Here is a 15,773-nt window from a genome sequence, read left to right as displayed (position 1 = left end):
GGTGCATAGGCTGTCAGTGGACGAGGCCGCAACGGTCGCGAGGTAATCGTTGCGGCGCACAATTAATCTGAAATGAATTCTCATGTTCTGACCACGGGGCCAGAGCGCGCAATAAAGCAGTTGACAGATCGCGAATGTGAACACATGATATTTTTCGATAGCAATTGTTCTGCTTGTTTGGAGCAATTGCCAGGATGCAGTGCGGAGTGGAGGCCGCACTAAACAGTCTTGCCTCCATTGGCATTCAACTGATTTATTCGGGTTGGGAGGAGTACATCATGAAAATCTTAGATTCGAGCGTGTCACGTCGCGGCTTTCTGAGGCATACCGCGTCAGTCGGCCTGGTCGCGGGCGCCGCTACCGCACTTCGGCTACCAGCATTTGCTCAGTCGGCTCTGCCGGATATCCAGTCCGTTTTGGATAAGATCTCCGTCAAAGACTACGTTCGCGAAGACTATCGTAAGCTCTACAGCATGAGCGATGATCCGCTGTGGGATCCCGCGAAGGATTGGATACGGACGGTCGATTGGGAAAAAGTTCGCTCTGAACAAGCTGGCAAGGTAGTTCGGTTCGCGGTTGGTGCGGCAGACCAGGAGTCTGCCGCTGAAGGGCTGAAGCCATTCGAGCAATTGTCGGGCATTAAAGTTGAACTTGTTCCGATTCCCGACGACAGCTTCTATGACAAGGCGGTTTCAGAATTCATTTCTGGTAACGCATCTTTCGACGCTCTGCAGTTCTTCTCTCCGTGGCTTGGTGACTTTGCTGCGCCCGGCTTCCTCGCAGACCTTTCCGAGTACGCGGAGAAATGGAAGCTTCCGCTTGACGACTTCTATGACACGTACCGCCTCAACTATGGCTATGTCGGTGGAAAACTTGTCGGCATTCCGTTCGACTGCGACATCCAGATGGTCCATCTCCGAAAGTCGAGCATGGAGAAAATCTTGGGCGGGCCAATCGATCGAGCGCAATCTGTGCCGACCTATGATGAGCTGATCCGCATCACCGCTGAGGCTAATAAGCTCGGCGGTGGCGTTGCAGGTGTTGGCCTAATGGCAGCTCGCGGCTTCTGGGCTACGTACACTTGGGAGCACATCGCAGCGCAAGCCGGCCTTAACTTGTTCGACAGCGAATGGAACCCGCAACTGACCAGTGATGCGGGCATGAAGGCGATGGACATCATTCTCGCGCTGCAGAAGAACGCGATTGAAGGTGTGTCGGGCGCAGGATGGGGCGAGAACCGCGCCGCGTGGCTCGGTGGACAATTGGCGGCAAACGTAAGCTGGCAAGACAGCGGCACACAAGCGATGCGCCCGGATCAGTCGAAAATTGTCGATGATTTCGTCACCATTTATGAACCCCGAATTTCAGGCGGCGTATTTGCTCCGCCGAATATCGCAGGTTCGACCTCTTGCGTCGCGGCCACTTCTCAGAACCCGGAGGGGGCATTCCTTATGCTGGCCTTCCTTACCACTTCGTCGATCATGGCAATGAACGAAGCCAACGCTAATGGCGTTGCTCCGGGTTATCGGTCCGTCCTATCGAACGAACGACTGCAGGCAGTAAGCCAGCCGATGAAGGTTTGGGCCGACAGCCTTGAACACGCTTGGTGTGCTCCGCGTATTCCAGGCATGTTTGAAATGGAGCAAGCCTTGGGCAACGAAATCAACCGCGCAGTCACCGGGCAGATATCAGCGAAGGAAGCCCTCGACAACGGGCAGAAGGCTTGGATTAGCATCATGGAGAAGAATGGCTTCTCCGGTGGAAACGCGCCCATTGCTTATACGGATGCAGCACCTGGGCTGTACGTCGGCAAGGGCAAGGCACTGCCGTTCTAACCATGACTTACTCATCAACGACAACCAATCCGGAGGCGGCTTCTGCCGCCTCCAACGCTTCGCGCAAGTTGCGCCCCCGTTCTGCTATGTCGCGCACCATGTTCCCCTATCTGCTGGTGGGACCGGCGGTCGCATACCTCCTGGTCATCACACTGTATCCGGGGATATTCGCGATATACCAAAGTCTTTTCGTCGTCAGGTTCGTCTCATGGACTTGGGCTGGGCTCGATAATTATGTGAGGATCATCCAAGATCGCGAATTCTGGGCAGCGCTGGGCAACACTGCAATCATAGGCGGTATATCGCTGACGCTGCAGACCATCATTGCGATGACGGTCGCATTCTTTTGCTACCGTGACCCGCTGGTGCGCGGCTGGCGCATCATCTTTCTGATGCCAATGCTGTTCATGCCCTCCGCAGTAGCGTTCATCTGGAAGTTGGCTTTCAATGATGGCCGCGTGATATCCGACTTGTTGATGTCTGCTGGAATCGTATCTAGCAACGTCGACTGGTTGGCATCAGTTTGGTTAGCGCGTCTAACTCTGATAGTTGCTGATGTTTGGCAGTGGACACCCTTTCTTTTCATTATCTTTGTAGGCGCTTTGCAAGGTCAAGATGAAGAGATCGAAGAGGCTGCTCGGTTGGATGGCGCAAGCTGGAGCAGCATATTCTGGAACATCTCGCTGCCAATGATGCGCCCAGTGATTGTAGTCGCCGTAACACTTCGCGGCATCGACATCACGACGATGTTCACCAACGTTTACATCATGACCCAGGGGACTCCAGGCGGTGCCACGGAGACGATGAGTTTCTTTATTTACCGCCAGGGCTTCAGAATGTTCAACTTTGGATACGCTTCCGCCGCATCGGTGTTGATGCTGATCTTCACTGTTTTTGTCGCGCAGACTGTCGTCAAACGCGCATTCAGATCCGGGAAATCTTGATATGGCTAGCGTTCGAAAATCTGGCGGCGAGAGTTTGCTGCTGCGATATCTGGTTCTTGGTGCTTGGGCGATTGTGTGTCTCGCTCCGATTGTATGGTTCTTCACAATTGGGTTCCGTCCCAGAACCGAAATCATCGTCCCGAAACCCATTTACTGGCCCACTTGGAGCCTCGATGCATGGCGCTTGCTGATCAGCGATTGGCCAATTGCCCTGTACTTGAGAAACTCCGTGCTTGCGGTCGCAGGATCGGTGGTCATTGACCTCGTGCTGGCCATCCCAGCAGCTTACGCGCTTGCACGTTACGAATTCCGCGGGCGCGAGGATATAGGCTTCTACATTCTGTCGACCCGCATGATGGCTCCAGCCATTGTAGCGGTCCCCATCTTCTTTCTCTTCAAAAATATCGGACTACTCGACTCTGTGTGGGCGCTTATGTTGATCTATGCGGCCATCAACCTTAGCTTGGTAACTTGGATTATTCGCAGCTACATGCTGGATATTCCTAAGGAACTCGAAGACGCGGCTCGGACCGACGGTGCCGGCGACATGACAATACTGTGGGAAATAATCATCCCAGCTTGTCTTCCAGGCATTATTACGGCCGCCGTTATCGCCGCGATCTTCGCAATCAACGAATTTTTGTTCACCCTGCTCATCGCGTCGACCTCCAAAGCCTATACCATGTCGGTCGCGCTCGCCAACTTCACCGGCGGTTCGGACGGGGTCATCTACAACGCAATCGCGCTCGTATCGTTCCTCGCCTTCGCTCCTATTTTGATCCTTGTGGTCCTGATCCAGAAGCACCTGTCGCGTGGACTGACCATGGGCGCCGTGAAAGGATAAACACATGGCATCTATCCAGCTGAAAAACGTCGAAAAGAGCTTCGGTTCATTCGTCGGGGTGAAGGACGTTTCGTTAGATATAGCCGACGAAGAATTTCTGGTCCTCTTGGGGCCTTCTGGTTGCGGAAAGACGACGACCATGAGGATGATTGCCGGCCTCGAGCATCCGACGGGTGGTGAGATAAGCATCGGCGGCATGGTCGTGAACGACATAGACGCACGTGACCGTGATGTCGCCATGGTGTTTCAGGGTTATGCCTTGTACCCGAACATGTCGATCTACGAAAACATTCGTTTCCCTCTGCGAATGCGCAAGGTGCCTAAGGACGAGCATGACAGCCGCGTACGCAGGGCGGCAGAAATGGTCGAGCTAGGCCCTTTTCTGGATAGAAAACCGGGTGCAATGTCCGGGGGGCAGAGGCAGAGAGCCGCACTCGCACGCGCGATTGTGCGACAGCCTCAGGTGTTCTTGATGGATGAGCCTCTTTCGAACCTCGACGCAAAACTGCGGGCGAGCATGCGTGTGCAGATCAAGCACATGCAGCGGGATCTCCGTATCACGACCGTCTACGTCACCCATGATCAGATTGAAGCCATGACCCTCGCCGACAGGATCGTCATCATGAACCGTGGCGTGATCCAGCAAATTGGCACCCCTGACGAGATTTACTCTGATCCCGCCAACACTTTCGTGGCCGGCTTCATAGGCTCACCGCCCATGAACTTGATCGAGGGCAAGGCCCAAGACGGAAACTTTTCCGCGCCCGGTATCCACGTCAAATGTCCTTCTTCGCTTTCCGGCCCCATAACCCTGGGTATCCGGCCAGAAGACTGCAAAATCGATGGCACCGAGCTGCGTGGCACGGTGTACGGAGTCGAGCCTACAGGCGACATCACGTATTTGACGGTACGCACCGGTGACAAGCATATCGAAGTGAAAGCCGCGCGCGATTTCCGGGCACCAATCGATAGTTCAATTCAGATTGGTTTCGATCAAAATCGCCTCTACTTCTTCGGACAAGACGGAATGCGAGTGAGAGAGGGCTAATGTCAACATCTTTCGATTTTAGCTGCGTCGGTTTTTACACCTTCGATGCTCTTTGCAGACCGGTCACTGATATACCTCCTGGTGGACAGACACTATTTGTGGAAGACTATACGCTAGCGGTATCCGGGGCCGCGGGTTCTGCAGCGATAATTGCAGCGAAATACGGGCTGCGGGTTCAGGCAGTTGGCGGCGTCGGTTACGACGACATGGGCGACTGGGTTCGAATGAAGCTGAAATCGTATGGCATCGACGTCAGCATGATGCAACGATTTGAAGGCTATTCCACGTCGTCATCGATTGTGACGACGAGGCCGGACGGTAGCCGGCCTGCCTTGCACAAACGTGGTGCAACTGACGCCTTCTACGTGGCAGACTCGGACGTTGATAGCTTGCTGGATACAAAGATCTTGCACGTTGGCGGTGTGGGCCTGATGAACCGTATGGATGATACTGGGCGGACAAGGGAAATCATGTCGGAGGCTCGCAGACGCGGTGTCATCACGACTTTGGACGTCTTCGCTTCCACTCCACAGGACTTGCCGAAAGTAGAAGCCCTATTGCCATTCACGGATTATTTCCTGCCTTCGGAAGAAGAGGCCAAGGCTCTGTCCGGACTGAAAGAGAACAAGGACTTGGCCGACTTTCTGTTAGACAGAGGAGCGGGATGCGTCATACTGACACTTGGCGCCGATGGGGTTTACTATCATGATCGATCGGGGTTGGAATTTCACTCTCCAGCGTTCCAGGTGGAAGTGAAATGTACATGCGGCTGCGGCGACTGCTTCAATGGGGGCTTTGCGAGCGGCCTGGTCAAGGGTCTGTCGGCACGGGATGCGGTTGAATTGGGCCAAGCATCGTCAGCACTCAATGCTACCGGTTTGGGGAGTCAGGCCGGTGTGGTAGACTATGAGTCGACCAGCAGATTCATTGACGTCACGCCTCGCCGGTACTCGGCTTCCATGGCATCAAGTTTGGTAGCGTCTGCTTAGCGGAGGGATGTTTCTGGACATGCGCCACCATCTTGGTGAGAACACAGTGTACATCAAGGACGCCCTCAGAGGCATCCGCTTTGCTGCGCGACGCGGACATGAGGCCTTAAAAGAAAACGCTCCCCGACACCTTCCGTCACCTGCGTCGAGTATCGCCGTATCCGCGTTAGGTGAACTCGAGACGATTGCGAAAAGCGTGGAGGGCAGATTTAACAAAATTGCTCGGACGATGCTGGGCGTCAGTTCTCGTCAATTAATGGGGCTGTCGGACGCGCTGGAGGCAACAAACTCTGCTTACGCATTCTCGGACTCGTATTACCGTTTGATCAAGGTGGTTCTGGAACGGTATGGCGTGGAAGATGTCTTCATGAGCCAACGAGGTTTGGAAGAAGCGTTTACCAAAGCAGATCGATCTGAAGGAATTCTCAGTTACGCCGCTCATCTTCTGATCGGCATCGCAAGGCTGGAAGGTACCTTAACCAGCATTTCCAAACGTCGACCAGACATTCCATGTCACGATCTTCAGCGTGTCGCTGCATTCGCAACAATGGTTGCCATGCTTGTGGACACGAAACCGCACGAGCGGATCGAAGTTGCCTATTCCGCTGCGGAACTTGTCCTGGCTCGCAGAGAAACCGTTATTCAGGCTTTGACCAGGGAGGACCTCCAGCAGACGCTGGCGCTGTTGGAAAAGTTTTGTGCTCATGTTTGATCTGGCGAAAGCTTTGGCGACGTTGCCTCGTTCGAATCAACCAATCCGAATTGCAGCTCGGCAATTTCGTTGGTTCAAAGAGGCGTTCTACCAGTATACCGAGATTTTTTCCGAGCTAAGAGGCGTTCAATTTCTAATTGACGATGAGAAGCTTGCTGCTTGTTTTCTTCGATGGCTGGATGCAATTTCTGTTCAAAGACCGGGTGACAAGGCAGAACGTGAGGACTTTATCAAGTTTGCGCCTTCGCTAATGTTGAACGAGTTTATCGCAGACATTCCGATAAAGGCTACAAATCATTCGTACCTGAACGACGATAGTTCTGTAGAAGCATTTTGGCCCGAGGGTTACGTCGTTACCACTTTTTGTCTCGTCGTTTATGCGGCGACGATGGAGCAAGAATTTCATTCCGAAGTACAGGTAAACGCAACCCTCGACGACCTCCGCAGTTGGTGGTCGTTTAAGGAGAATGCGCACCAGGAAACTGCCTATGCCGCAGGGTTCTTTCAACTTTTGCTTGGTCAGGAACCCAACTGGTGGAGTCCTGCAAATTTCAAGGTGAGAAACAAGGGCGCAGCCTAAAAACAACACTAAGGCTCCGATCTGATTATGCGACATGCGGCGAGCCATCTGATAATTAACGCGCCAACGAGAACATGCGCCGCCAAAATCAACCAGTGCATGCTTCGGGCGTGTGGTGCTTAATCCGGTTCCGGCCGCACTGCGCTTAAAAGTTTCGCCGCAGCCTCATTTGCAGTAGCGAGCGCAACAGCAATCGCGCTGCTCTTAGCAAGTTCGGCGGCGACAACACCGGTGAGCTCATCGCCTGCGCCGTGCATGCCGACCAGCTTCACCTTGATCGCGGGCAAGGCCGACGGGCGTGAACTATGATCGTAATCTCTATTCTCGATGTTTGAATCTTACGATCAGAGGAGACGGTCGATCGCCGAGCAGCACCAGTAAAGCAGGAGCGAGACTGCCACAGCCTCCGCTTAAAACGAGCCGAACCTACTGCCAGCCACGTCTTTCGCTAAGCGCAGAGTGCGCTCACAGAGACCCTCTACCTCCAACTAGCTGTCAAGCAGGTTGCGAGTCAGAAACCGCTTTGGTGCCGCAAAGCCTCGACAATTCTCATACACGGATGCCCCGCTCTAGGGATAGGCGGTAGATCCATCTGGCTTACGCGTGACCTTGCGCTCCCAGTGGATGTAGTCCTCGCTCTGGAGCACCTTTTCGTCGATCTCGATCCCCCAGCCCGGCTGATCCGGCCGCAGCTCCATGTGACCATCCACTGGGATGTATGGATCGACGGCCCACGGCGCATGCCCATGCGGTTTGAACTCAAGCACCTTGAAATTTGGCTGAGCAGCGCAGAAATGCACATTCACGGCAGTTGCAAGCGGCCCCATCGGATTGTGCGGGGCGACCGTGACATAGTGGGCTTCGGCGAGCGTCGCGATCCGGCGCATTTCCGAAACACCGCCGACCACGCAGATGTCCGGCTGAATGATGTCTGCACCCCGCGCGGTCAGGAGCGACAGGAATTCAAAGCGGTTATAGAGGGATTCCCCCGTTGCCAAAGGCACCGTGATCTTCGATTTCAGTTCCGCCCAGGCGGGAATATGTTCTGGACGGATTGGCTCTTCATAGAAGTACGGGTCGCTGGGCGCTATGGCTGCTGCAAGCTGCACTGCCTGATAAGGCTCGAAGATTTTAGCATGGGCGTCGAAGGCAAATTCGAAATTGGACGGGGTAATTTCACGTATGCGTGCAAACCAGTCTCCCGTTTCCTTGACCAATTCGCCCCAACGACCCGAGTGCAGATCCCGGCGATAGGGGCTCAGTTTAAATGCTGTATAGCCGTATTCTTCGTGAAGCCGCTGGGTTTCATCCTTGGCATGCTCGGCATCCGGGGCCGTGTAGACACCACAGTAGACGCGGACTCGGTCACGGACATTGCCGCCAAGCAACATGTAAACCGGCAGACCCGCCGCCTTGCCCGCGATATCCCAAAGAGCATGATCGATTGCAGAAATTGCCGCAAGTCCCATCGCACCGGGCGGAAATCGGCATTGCTGGTTGAGCTTCAGAACAAGAAACTCGACCCGTCGCGGGTCTTCGCCGTCGATCTGGTGAAATAGATAGTCGAACAGCGGTGGCAGGGCCCAGTCAGGCCCGTGGTTGTAGCACTCGCCCCAGCCGTCGATCCCTTCGCTTGTCTCGATTTTCAACAGCAGACGGGGACGATCGTCGACCCGTTGCATGTATGTCTTAAAACCGGTGATATACAAATTCGTTCTCCGTCAGGCCGCGCGCGCTTCAGCGGTTACACGATCGACCACACCGCGCAGGATCCGTCGCTCCTCGTTGTTGAGGGCAACCACACCAGGAATACGAACTGGACCGACTTCCATCCCGAGCATGCCGAGCGCCTCCTTGACCACCGTCACGTTGGCACCGTTGTTGTATTTGGTGCGTAGCGCCTCGAAGTCGGCAATGCCGTCGATCAATGTTCTCGCCCTCGCGTAGTCACCACTCTCCAATGCGTCATGGATGGCGTGAGAGCGCTCTGGAAAGACATTGACCAAGCCGGAAGTGAAACCGCGTGCGCCTGTCGCGTAGAATGCGGGTGCCCAACCTTCGGCCAGGCCGCAAACCCAGATCGCCGGCGCGTCTTGCGTCGAACGAATGACCTCTGCGAGCAGCATGAGATTTGGTGAGGCAAACTTGATGCCGGCGATATTCGGATGAAGGGCCATCTGGCGGAAATCGCTGACAGACAGGCCATCGCTGCGAACATAGGCAATTACCGGTACAGTGCAGAAATCGGCGAGTTCCAAAAAATAGCGCGCCTGGAAGGATGGGCCTGCGAACGGGTCCATCGGATGATGGCCCATGATCGCATCTGCTCCAGCTTCTATCGCGTCACTGGCAAGCGACTTAGCGTCACTCAGCGAGCGACCAACTGCAGCACTGACGAGCGCCTCGCCCTGGGCCGCGCTAATAGTGGCGCGATGAACCAGACGGATCTCCTCAAGCGTGAGGGTGAAAAATTCTCCGGTATTGCCAGCAGCCATCAGATTGTGAACCTTGGCCGCCGCCATCTGCCTGATGAGTAATTCAAGCTTCACCGTGTCGACGCTCCCGTCCGTATTGTAGGGTGTCACCGGGACCCCGGAAATCCCGGTCAGCGCATTCCGGACGGCTTCAAGTTTGTCACTCACGTTAAATGTCCTCTTTCTTACCAAATACAATTGCCAGGTAGATGTCACCGGAACGCACGACGTGATCCCGCATGCTACGTTCCGCGCGATCGGGATTCCTCTCAACAATGGCCTCAGCAATGGCCCTATGCTCCCCAAGGGCCCGCTCTCGCTCTGCAGGATCTGAATGAATCACCCGACGAATACTGGCGTCGTAAAATTGCTGGCGCTCGATCAGACGAGCCAGATATTCGCAGCGCGAGGCGCGGTGAATTTGCTCGTGAAAAGTTTCGTTAAGGGCGATGAGTTCGTCGGCATTACCAGAAATGGTTGCCGTTTCCATTAGGCGAACCGTGGCCTGCAGGGCTTGGCAAGCATCGTCGGAGACGCGTTTCGCTGCCAGGTGCCCGATCATTGATTCAAGCGCTGCACGGGCCAAGATCATCTCTTCTGCCCAGCCCATGTTGAAGCGGATAATCACGCCGCGCCGCGGCAGCGTCTGAACCAGTCCTTCTGACTCTAGTTGCCGCAGAGCCTCTTTGATCGGTGTCGTGCTCACCCCAAACTGTTCGGCGAGCTGGCGTTCATTGATCTTTTCATCAGGCGCAAATTTGCCACCGATAATTGCTGCCCGCAGTATCCGGTGGACGTGGTCCCGCACCGTTATCTGGACCGACGGATCTAGTTTTGCGATCCGTCCGCCGGGGTCCGTCTGATTGAGCTGCTGCACCATTTCGCAAATTCCTGTTGACGAGCAAATCTTGATGTGAGATCTGATATACCAGATTTCACATCATTGTCGATATGAAATTTGTGAGGACATGTGATGAGGTTGAGGAGCCTCACAGGAGGGAAACCCATGCTAAGACGCCAGTTCATGACCATTGCCAGCGCCCTTGCGATTGCCGCGGCCATGCCCGTTGCCGCCACCGCAGAGACGCCGAAAGACCAGCTCGTCATCGCCGTCAACATGTCCTCCATGCGAGGGCTCGATCCGCACGAACTGAACCAGCTCGAATCCGCAGAAGTGGTCGCCAATCTTTATGAGCGGATGATCACGCTTGCCGCAGACAAGATCACCGAGCCGCAGCCGGGCCTCGCCGAAAGCTGGACCATTTCGGAAGACGGCAAGACCTTCACCTTCAAGATCCGCCAGGGCGTGACCTTCCATTCCGGCAATCCGCTGACCGCCAAGGATGTGGCCTGGTCGCTGCAGCGCCTGGTCAAGCTTGGCCTTGCGCCCTCCACCGACCTGCGCCAATGGGGTTTCTCCGCCGAGAACGTCGACAGCCTGATCCGCGCGACGGATGACCAGACCGTTGTCGTCGAGACGCCCGAAGTTTGGAATTCCAACCTGATCCTGCTGTCGCTCGCCAGCTTCTCGACATCGATCCTCGACAGCGCCTTCCTTGCCGACAAGAACAAGGATGGCGATTTCGGACGCGAATTCCTGCAGACGGCGGATGCGGGTTCAGGCCCCTATTCGCTGCGCACCTGGCGCGCCAATGAAATGCTGATTGCCGAAGCCTTTGCCGGCTATTGGCAGGGCGAGCCGGCCATGCGCCGCGTGCTGATGCGCCACCTTCCGGAATCGTCTGCCCAGCGCCTGCAGCTCGAAGCCGGCGACATGGATGTCGCGACCCGGCTTTCCTCCACCGACCTTGCGGCACTCGACGCCTCGGGCGACGTGACAATCCAGAAGACGCCGGGCTTCGGCTTCTACTATGTCGCGCTGAACCAGAAGGACGAGATCCTCTCCAATCCCAAGGTGCGCGAGGCCTTCCGCTACCTGATCGACTATGATGGCCTGTCTGCAACCGTGATGAAATATTACGGCATCAAGCAGCAGAGCATCATTCCGGCCGGCTTGCCGGGCGCGATCGAGGACAATCCCTACAAGCTCGACATCGAGAAGGCCAAGCAGCTTCTGACCGAGGCCGGCTACCCGGATGGCTTCTCCAAGGTCTACTATGCAACGCCCGTGACGCCCGAATACGAGGTCGCGCAGGCCCTGCAGGCCAATGCGGCCAAGGCGGGCATCAAACTCGACCTCCAGGGCGGCGACTATATCGGCAAGTTCCGCGAGCGCGCCTTCGAGATCTTCTCCGCCCGCTCGGGCGAGCGTCTGCCCGATCCGCATGCCGTCCTCGCCTCGTATGCGACGAATGCCAACAATGCGGACGAAGCCAAGCTCACGGGTCTTCTCGCCTGGCGATCGGCCTGGGATGTTCCGAAGGACATTCAGGACATGGTCCAGGCGGCAGCCCACGAGACGGACCAGGCCAAGCGCACAGAGATCTACACCAAGATCAACCGGGCCTATCTGGAAGCATCCTCGCCCCTGATCACCTCCTTCCAGCGCACGGATGCCAAGGCGGTCCGCAACGCCGTCAAGGGTTATCAGGGCCACTCGACCTGGCTGACCCGCTGGGACACCGTGACCAAAGGCGAATAATCGGCTTCGCAAAGGACGCCAAACTTGACCACCTCCCAGACGACCGTGGCCAAGGCGCCGGGCAGCAGAAAACTGCTGTCCGGTGCCAGAAAGATCGCCACCTCCTTCGCCGTGATCCTGACGACGCTGCTTGGCCTGCTCGTCATCACTTTTGCAATCGGCCGCCTCGTGCCGGCCGACCCGGTCATTGCCGCAATCGGCGATCAGGCGGACCAGGCGACCTATGAGCGCGTCTACAAGGAAATGGGCCTGGACCAGCCGATCCTGGTGCAGTTCGGGACCTATCTCAGCAATATTGTCCACCTCGACTTCGGCCAGTCGCACATCACCAAGAATGCCGTTTCCAGTGATCTGGCACGGGTGTTTCCGGCCACCATCGAGCTTGCCACGCTGGCAACCCTGATCGGCGCCGGTTTCGGCGTGCCGCTCGGTGTCATCTCTGCCGTGCGCAAGGGCACATGGGTCGATCATCTCGGTCGCGTCGTCGGACTTCTCGGCTATTCCACGCCGATCTTCTGGCTCGGCACCATCGTCATCCTCGTTTTCTACGCCAAATTCGGCCTCATTCCCGGCGGCGGGCGCATCGACATCTACAATGAAGGCCTTGTCGAGGGACCAACCGGTTCGCTGATCGTCGATTCCATCATTGCCCGCGAATGGGACGTCCTGTGGAGCGCGCTCCACCACCTCGCCGCCCCTGCCCTAATCCTCGGTTATGCGGCGATGGCCTATCTCAGCCGTATGAGCCGCAGCTTCATGCTGGAACAGTTGCGCCAGGAGTATATCCTGACCGCCCGCGCCAAGGGTCTCAGCCAGCGTTCCGTCGTCTGGCGCCATGCCTTCCGCAACATCCGCGTCCAGTTGCTGACCGTGGTTGCGCTCGCCTATTGCGGCCTGCTCGACGGCACCGTCCTGATCGAGACCGTCTTCGCCTGGCCGGGCCTTGGCCAGTATCTGACGTCCGCCCTGTTCTTCGCGGACATGAACTCCGTACTCGGCAGCGTGCTCTTGATCGGAATGATCTCCATCGCCATCAACCTCCTGTCCGATATCGTTTACCGCTTCATTGACCCAAGGACGCGCTAATAGCCATGACAATTTTCGGGTCCCTTTCCAACCTGCACCACTGGCTGATCAGCGAGGACTTCACCTCGACCCGCCAGGCGAGGCTGCATAGTTACTATGTCGGCTGGCTCAGCCTTGTCGCCAACCCCCTCGCCCTGCTTGGCCTTGCTATCGTCGTGCTGCTGATCGTGGTTGCGAGCCTTGCGCCCCTCATCACTGCCTATGATCCCTTCGCCCAGGATCTGGCGCTCGCATTGCAGGCGCCATCCTGGCAGCACTGGTTCGGCACGGATGAGTTCGGCCGCGACGTCTATACGCGCCTGATCTACGGTGCGCGAACCACGCTCTATATCAGCATTCTCGTGACTGTGATCGTCGCCCCCATCGGCTTCGTCGTCGGGGCAACGGCGGGTTATCTCGGTGGATGGGTGGACACGGTGCTGATGCGCATCACCGACATCTTCCTGTCCTTTCCAAGCCTCGTTCTGGCGCTTGCGTTCTCCGCCAGCCTTGGCCCCGGCATCGAGAATGCCGTGATTGCCATTGCGCTCACCGTCTGGCCGCCGGTCGCGCGCCTAGCACGTGCCGAAACGCTGACCTTCCGCAATGCCGATTTCGTTATTGCCGCTGAACTGCAGGGGGCCAGCATGCTACGCATCCTGCGGCGCCATATAGTGCCGCTTTGCGCGCCCTCGATCATCGTGCGCCTAACGCTCAACATGTCGAGCATCATTCTGACGGCAGCCGGCCTCGGCTTCCTCGGGCTCGGCGCTCAGCCGCCGATGGCGGAATGGGGTGCCATGGCAGCCTCCGGCCGCCAGTACCTCCTCGACGCCTGGTGGCTGACCACCATTCCCGGCATCGCCATCCTGGCGGTGAGCCTCGCCTTCAATCTGCTGGGCGATGGGCTCAGAGACATTTTGGATCCGCGCAATGCATGAGATGTCGAACCCCATTCTGACCGTCGAGAACATGTCGGTCAAGTTTCCCACCCTCTCCGGAGTCGTGACCGCCGTACGCGACGTTTCCTTCTCCGTCGGACGCGAGAAAGTCGGCATCATCGGCGAGTCCGGCTCGGGCAAGAGCACGACCGGACGCGCCCTGATGGGGTTGCAGCCACCCAAGGCGATCGTTCGGGCCGACCGCATGCAGTTCGAGGACATCGATCTCCTGAAGGCCAGCGAGCACGACATGCTGGCCGTGCGGGGACGGCGCATGGCGATGATCCTGCAGGACCCAAAATACTCGCTCAATCCGGTCATGAGCATTGGCGAGCAGATCGCCGAAACCGTGCTGCTGCACGAGAAGGTTTCAAAGCGCGCAGCCCGCGAGCGCACGCTTGCCATGCTGGAACGCGTAAAGATCCGCGATCCGCAGCGCGTCTTTGACCTCTATCCGCACGAAGTCTCCGGCGGCATGGGTCAACGCATCATGATCTCGATGATGCTGATCGCCTCACCCTCCCTGATCATTGCCGACGAGCCGACATCGGCGCTGGACGTGACCGTGCGCCAGGAAGTGCTGTCGATCCTCGACGACCTCGTCGTCGAGCGCAATATTGGTCTGGTCTTCATCTCGCACGACCTCAACCTCGTCAGCAGTTTCTGTGACCGGGTCATCATCATGTATGCGGGGCGGATCGTCGAAACGATCGCGGCGCGCGATCTCAACAATGCAAAGCACCCCTATACCCAGGGCCTGCTCAATGCGCTGCCAAGCCTTGATCGCCCCCGCGACCGGCTGGAAGTGTTGAGCCGCGACCCGGCCTGGCTGGAGGCACACTGATGGCCATGATCGATATCGAAAACCTGACCGTCTCTTACGGCAAAGGCGAGACTGCCGTGCAGATCGTCAATGGCGTGACCTTTCAGGTCGCCGAGGGCGAGAGCTTTGGCCTTGTTGGCGAAAGCGGCTGCGGCAAGTCGACCATTCTGGGCGCGCTTGCCGGGCGCAACAGGCAGTGGACCGGCAGCATGCGGATTTCAGGCGAAGCGATCGGTGCCAAGCGCAGCAAGGCACAGCTCGCCCGCCAGCAGATGGTCTTCCAGGACCCGTTCGGCTCGATTCATCCGCGCCACACGATTGGCCGGACATTGCTCGAGCCCTTGGAGATCCACGGGATAGGCGAGAGGCAGGAGCGGATCGAGAAGGCCCTGACCGATGTCGGCCTGCCTGTTGCCTTCCGCTATCGCTTCCCGCACCAGCTGTCCGGCGGGCAGCGCCAGCGTGTGGCCATTGCCCGGGCCCTGATCCTCAAGCCGCGCATTCTGCTTTTGGACGAGCCGACCTCCGCGCTCGACGTCTCCATCCAGGCCGAAATCCTGAACCTGCTTAAGGATCTTCGCGAACGAGAGAAACTGACTTATGTCCTGGTCAGCCACGACCTCGCGGTAGTCGCCCATCTTTGCGATCATGTCGCCGTCATGCAGCACGGGACCTTTGTGGAAATTGCCGACAAGCAGCAGCTTGTCGACGGCAGGATAGCGCATCCCTATACGCGCATGCTTCGGGACGGGAGCCGGGGATATATGGCCGCTCGAAAGGATTAGCTCCTCGCGTCAAAGTGGTTGGCATCGAAGGGTTGTGGACGAATGCGGCTAGTTGGCGTCGCCTTGAAGGGTTTCGAACCTTCGACCCATACATCGGCCTAATGAAGGCCTTGATTACAAATGATAAAAAG

15 protein-coding genes are annotated in these 15,773 nt (G+C 57.1%); 12 read left to right on the top strand and 3 right to left on the bottom strand.

The genetic code is table 11. The features are described from left to right. Positions 1-278 precede the first annotated feature (278 nt). The 7 genes from FJQ55_RS22545 to FJQ55_RS22515 are packed head-to-tail and all read left to right on the top strand — an operon-like array spanning position 279 to position 6,952. The gene (locus tag FJQ55_RS22545) at positions 279-1,835 is read left to right on the top strand and encodes an ABC transporter substrate-binding protein (RefSeq protein ID WP_140832310.1); all 1,557 of its coding nucleotides are present in this window, start codon (positions 279-281) and stop codon (positions 1,833-1,835) included. 2 nt (positions 1,836-1,837) lie between these two features. Continuing rightward, a complete protein-coding gene (locus tag FJQ55_RS22540) occupies positions 1,838-2,779 on the top strand; it encodes a carbohydrate ABC transporter permease (RefSeq protein ID WP_140832308.1) in 942 nt (313 codons plus the stop codon). Position 2,780: 1 nt separating this feature from the next. Continuing rightward, entirely contained in the window at positions 2,781-3,623 is an 843-nt protein-coding gene (locus FJQ55_RS22535; RefSeq protein ID WP_140832306.1) for a carbohydrate ABC transporter permease, read from the top strand. Between the two features lie 4 nt (positions 3,624-3,627). Further along, positions 3,628-4,671 carry an ABC transporter ATP-binding protein gene (locus FJQ55_RS22530; protein ID WP_140832303.1) on the top strand — a complete coding sequence of 348 codons (1,044 nt, stop codon included), beginning with the start codon at positions 3,628-3,630 and terminating at the stop codon, positions 4,669-4,671. Further along, positions 4,671-5,660 carry a carbohydrate kinase family protein gene (locus FJQ55_RS22525; RefSeq protein ID WP_140832301.1) on the top strand — a complete coding sequence of 330 codons (990 nt, stop codon included), beginning with the start codon at positions 4,671-4,673 and terminating at the stop codon, positions 5,658-5,660. Before FJQ55_RS22530 ends, FJQ55_RS22525 begins: the two co-directional genes overlap by 1 nt. Positions 5,661-5,679: 19 nt before the next feature. Beyond that, positions 5,680-6,372 carry a hypothetical protein gene (locus FJQ55_RS22520; RefSeq protein ID WP_140832298.1) on the top strand — a complete coding sequence of 231 codons (693 nt, stop codon included), beginning with the start codon at positions 5,680-5,682 and terminating at the stop codon, positions 6,370-6,372. Beyond that, positions 6,365-6,952: a hypothetical protein gene (locus FJQ55_RS22515; protein ID WP_140832295.1), complete on the top strand. Its 588-nt coding sequence runs from the start codon at positions 6,365-6,367 to the stop codon at positions 6,950-6,952. Before FJQ55_RS22520 ends, FJQ55_RS22515 begins: the two co-directional genes overlap by 8 nt. 569 nt (positions 6,953-7,521) lie before the next feature. Here FJQ55_RS22515 and FJQ55_RS22505 read toward each other — a convergent pair. The 3 genes from FJQ55_RS22505 to FJQ55_RS22495 are packed head-to-tail and all read right to left on the bottom strand — an operon-like array spanning position 7,522 to position 10,306. Continuing rightward, positions 7,522-8,661, bottom strand: coding sequence for a mandelate racemase/muconate lactonizing enzyme family protein (locus FJQ55_RS22505; RefSeq protein WP_140832293.1), 1,140 nt, complete (start codon positions 8,659-8,661; stop codon positions 7,522-7,524). 12 nt (positions 8,662-8,673) lie between these two features. Then, the gene (locus tag FJQ55_RS22500; protein ID WP_140832291.1) at positions 8,674-9,594 is read right to left on the bottom strand and encodes a dihydrodipicolinate synthase family protein; all 921 of its coding nucleotides are present in this window, start codon (positions 9,592-9,594) and stop codon (positions 8,674-8,676) included. 1 nt (position 9,595) lies between these two features. Further along, the gene (locus FJQ55_RS22495; RefSeq protein WP_208758260.1) at positions 9,596-10,306 is read right to left on the bottom strand and encodes a GntR family transcriptional regulator; all 711 of its coding nucleotides are present in this window, start codon (positions 10,304-10,306) and stop codon (positions 9,596-9,598) included. A 126-nt stretch (positions 10,307-10,432) separates the two neighbouring features. Here FJQ55_RS22495 and FJQ55_RS22490 point away from each other — a divergent pair, with 126 nt between their 5' ends. The 5 genes from FJQ55_RS22490 to FJQ55_RS22470 are packed head-to-tail and all read left to right on the top strand — an operon-like array spanning position 10,433 to position 15,642. Beyond that, positions 10,433-12,028: an ABC transporter substrate-binding protein gene (locus FJQ55_RS22490; RefSeq protein WP_140832288.1), complete on the top strand. Its 1,596-nt coding sequence runs from the start codon at positions 10,433-10,435 to the stop codon at positions 12,026-12,028. A gap of 24 nt (positions 12,029-12,052) precedes the next feature. Beyond that, positions 12,053-13,114, top strand: coding sequence for an ABC transporter permease (locus FJQ55_RS22485; protein WP_167507785.1), 1,062 nt, complete (start codon positions 12,053-12,055; stop codon positions 13,112-13,114). A gap of 5 nt (positions 13,115-13,119) precedes the next feature. Next, positions 13,120-14,034, top strand: coding sequence for an ABC transporter permease (locus FJQ55_RS22480; protein ID WP_140832286.1), 915 nt, complete (start codon positions 13,120-13,122; stop codon positions 14,032-14,034). Between the two features lies 1 nt (position 14,035). Further along, the gene (locus tag FJQ55_RS22475; RefSeq protein WP_208758262.1) at positions 14,036-14,878 is read left to right on the top strand and encodes an ABC transporter ATP-binding protein; all 843 of its coding nucleotides are present in this window, start codon (positions 14,036-14,038) and stop codon (positions 14,876-14,878) included. Further along, positions 14,878-15,642, top strand: coding sequence for an ABC transporter ATP-binding protein (locus tag FJQ55_RS22470; protein ID WP_140832281.1), 765 nt, complete (start codon positions 14,878-14,880; stop codon positions 15,640-15,642). Before FJQ55_RS22475 ends, FJQ55_RS22470 begins: the two co-directional genes overlap by 1 nt. Positions 15,643-15,773: the final 131 nt, after the last annotated feature.

This window comes from Rhizobium glycinendophyticum (genome assembly GCF_006443685.1).
Taxonomy (GTDB): Bacteria; Pseudomonadota; Alphaproteobacteria; order Rhizobiales; family Rhizobiaceae; genus Allorhizobium; species Allorhizobium glycinendophyticum.
This window is presented reverse-complemented; position numbering and strand designations above follow the sequence as displayed.

What these genes read in the sequence shown, in the direction of transcription:
- FJQ55_RS22495 (WP_208758260.1), bottom strand. Translation starts at nt 10,306, where the DNA reads ATGGTGCAGCAGCTCAATCAGACGGACCCCGGCGGACGGATCGCAAAA.
- FJQ55_RS22545 (WP_140832310.1), top strand. Translation starts at nt 279, where the DNA reads ATGAAAATCTTAGATTCGAGCGTGTCACGTCGCGGCTTTCTGAGGCAT.
- FJQ55_RS22480 (WP_140832286.1), top strand. Translation starts at nt 13,120, where the DNA reads ATGACAATTTTCGGGTCCCTTTCCAACCTGCACCACTGGCTGATCAGC.
- FJQ55_RS22540 (WP_140832308.1), top strand. Translation starts at nt 1,838, where the DNA reads ATGACTTACTCATCAACGACAACCAATCCGGAGGCGGCTTCTGCCGCC.
- FJQ55_RS22515 (WP_140832295.1), top strand. Translation starts at nt 6,365, where the DNA reads ATGTTTGATCTGGCGAAAGCTTTGGCGACGTTGCCTCGTTCGAATCAA.
- FJQ55_RS22470 (WP_140832281.1), top strand. Translation starts at nt 14,878, where the DNA reads ATGGCCATGATCGATATCGAAAACCTGACCGTCTCTTACGGCAAAGGC.
- FJQ55_RS22525 (WP_140832301.1), top strand. Translation starts at nt 4,671, where the DNA reads ATGTCAACATCTTTCGATTTTAGCTGCGTCGGTTTTTACACCTTCGAT.
- FJQ55_RS22475 (WP_208758262.1), top strand. Translation starts at nt 14,036, where the DNA reads ATGTCGAACCCCATTCTGACCGTCGAGAACATGTCGGTCAAGTTTCCC.
- FJQ55_RS22520 (WP_140832298.1), top strand. Translation starts at nt 5,680, where the DNA reads ATGCGCCACCATCTTGGTGAGAACACAGTGTACATCAAGGACGCCCTC.
- FJQ55_RS22530 (WP_140832303.1), top strand. Translation starts at nt 3,628, where the DNA reads ATGGCATCTATCCAGCTGAAAAACGTCGAAAAGAGCTTCGGTTCATTC.
- FJQ55_RS22490 (WP_140832288.1), top strand. Translation starts at nt 10,433, where the DNA reads ATGCTAAGACGCCAGTTCATGACCATTGCCAGCGCCCTTGCGATTGCC.
- FJQ55_RS22535 (WP_140832306.1), top strand. Translation starts at nt 2,781, where the DNA reads ATGGCTAGCGTTCGAAAATCTGGCGGCGAGAGTTTGCTGCTGCGATAT.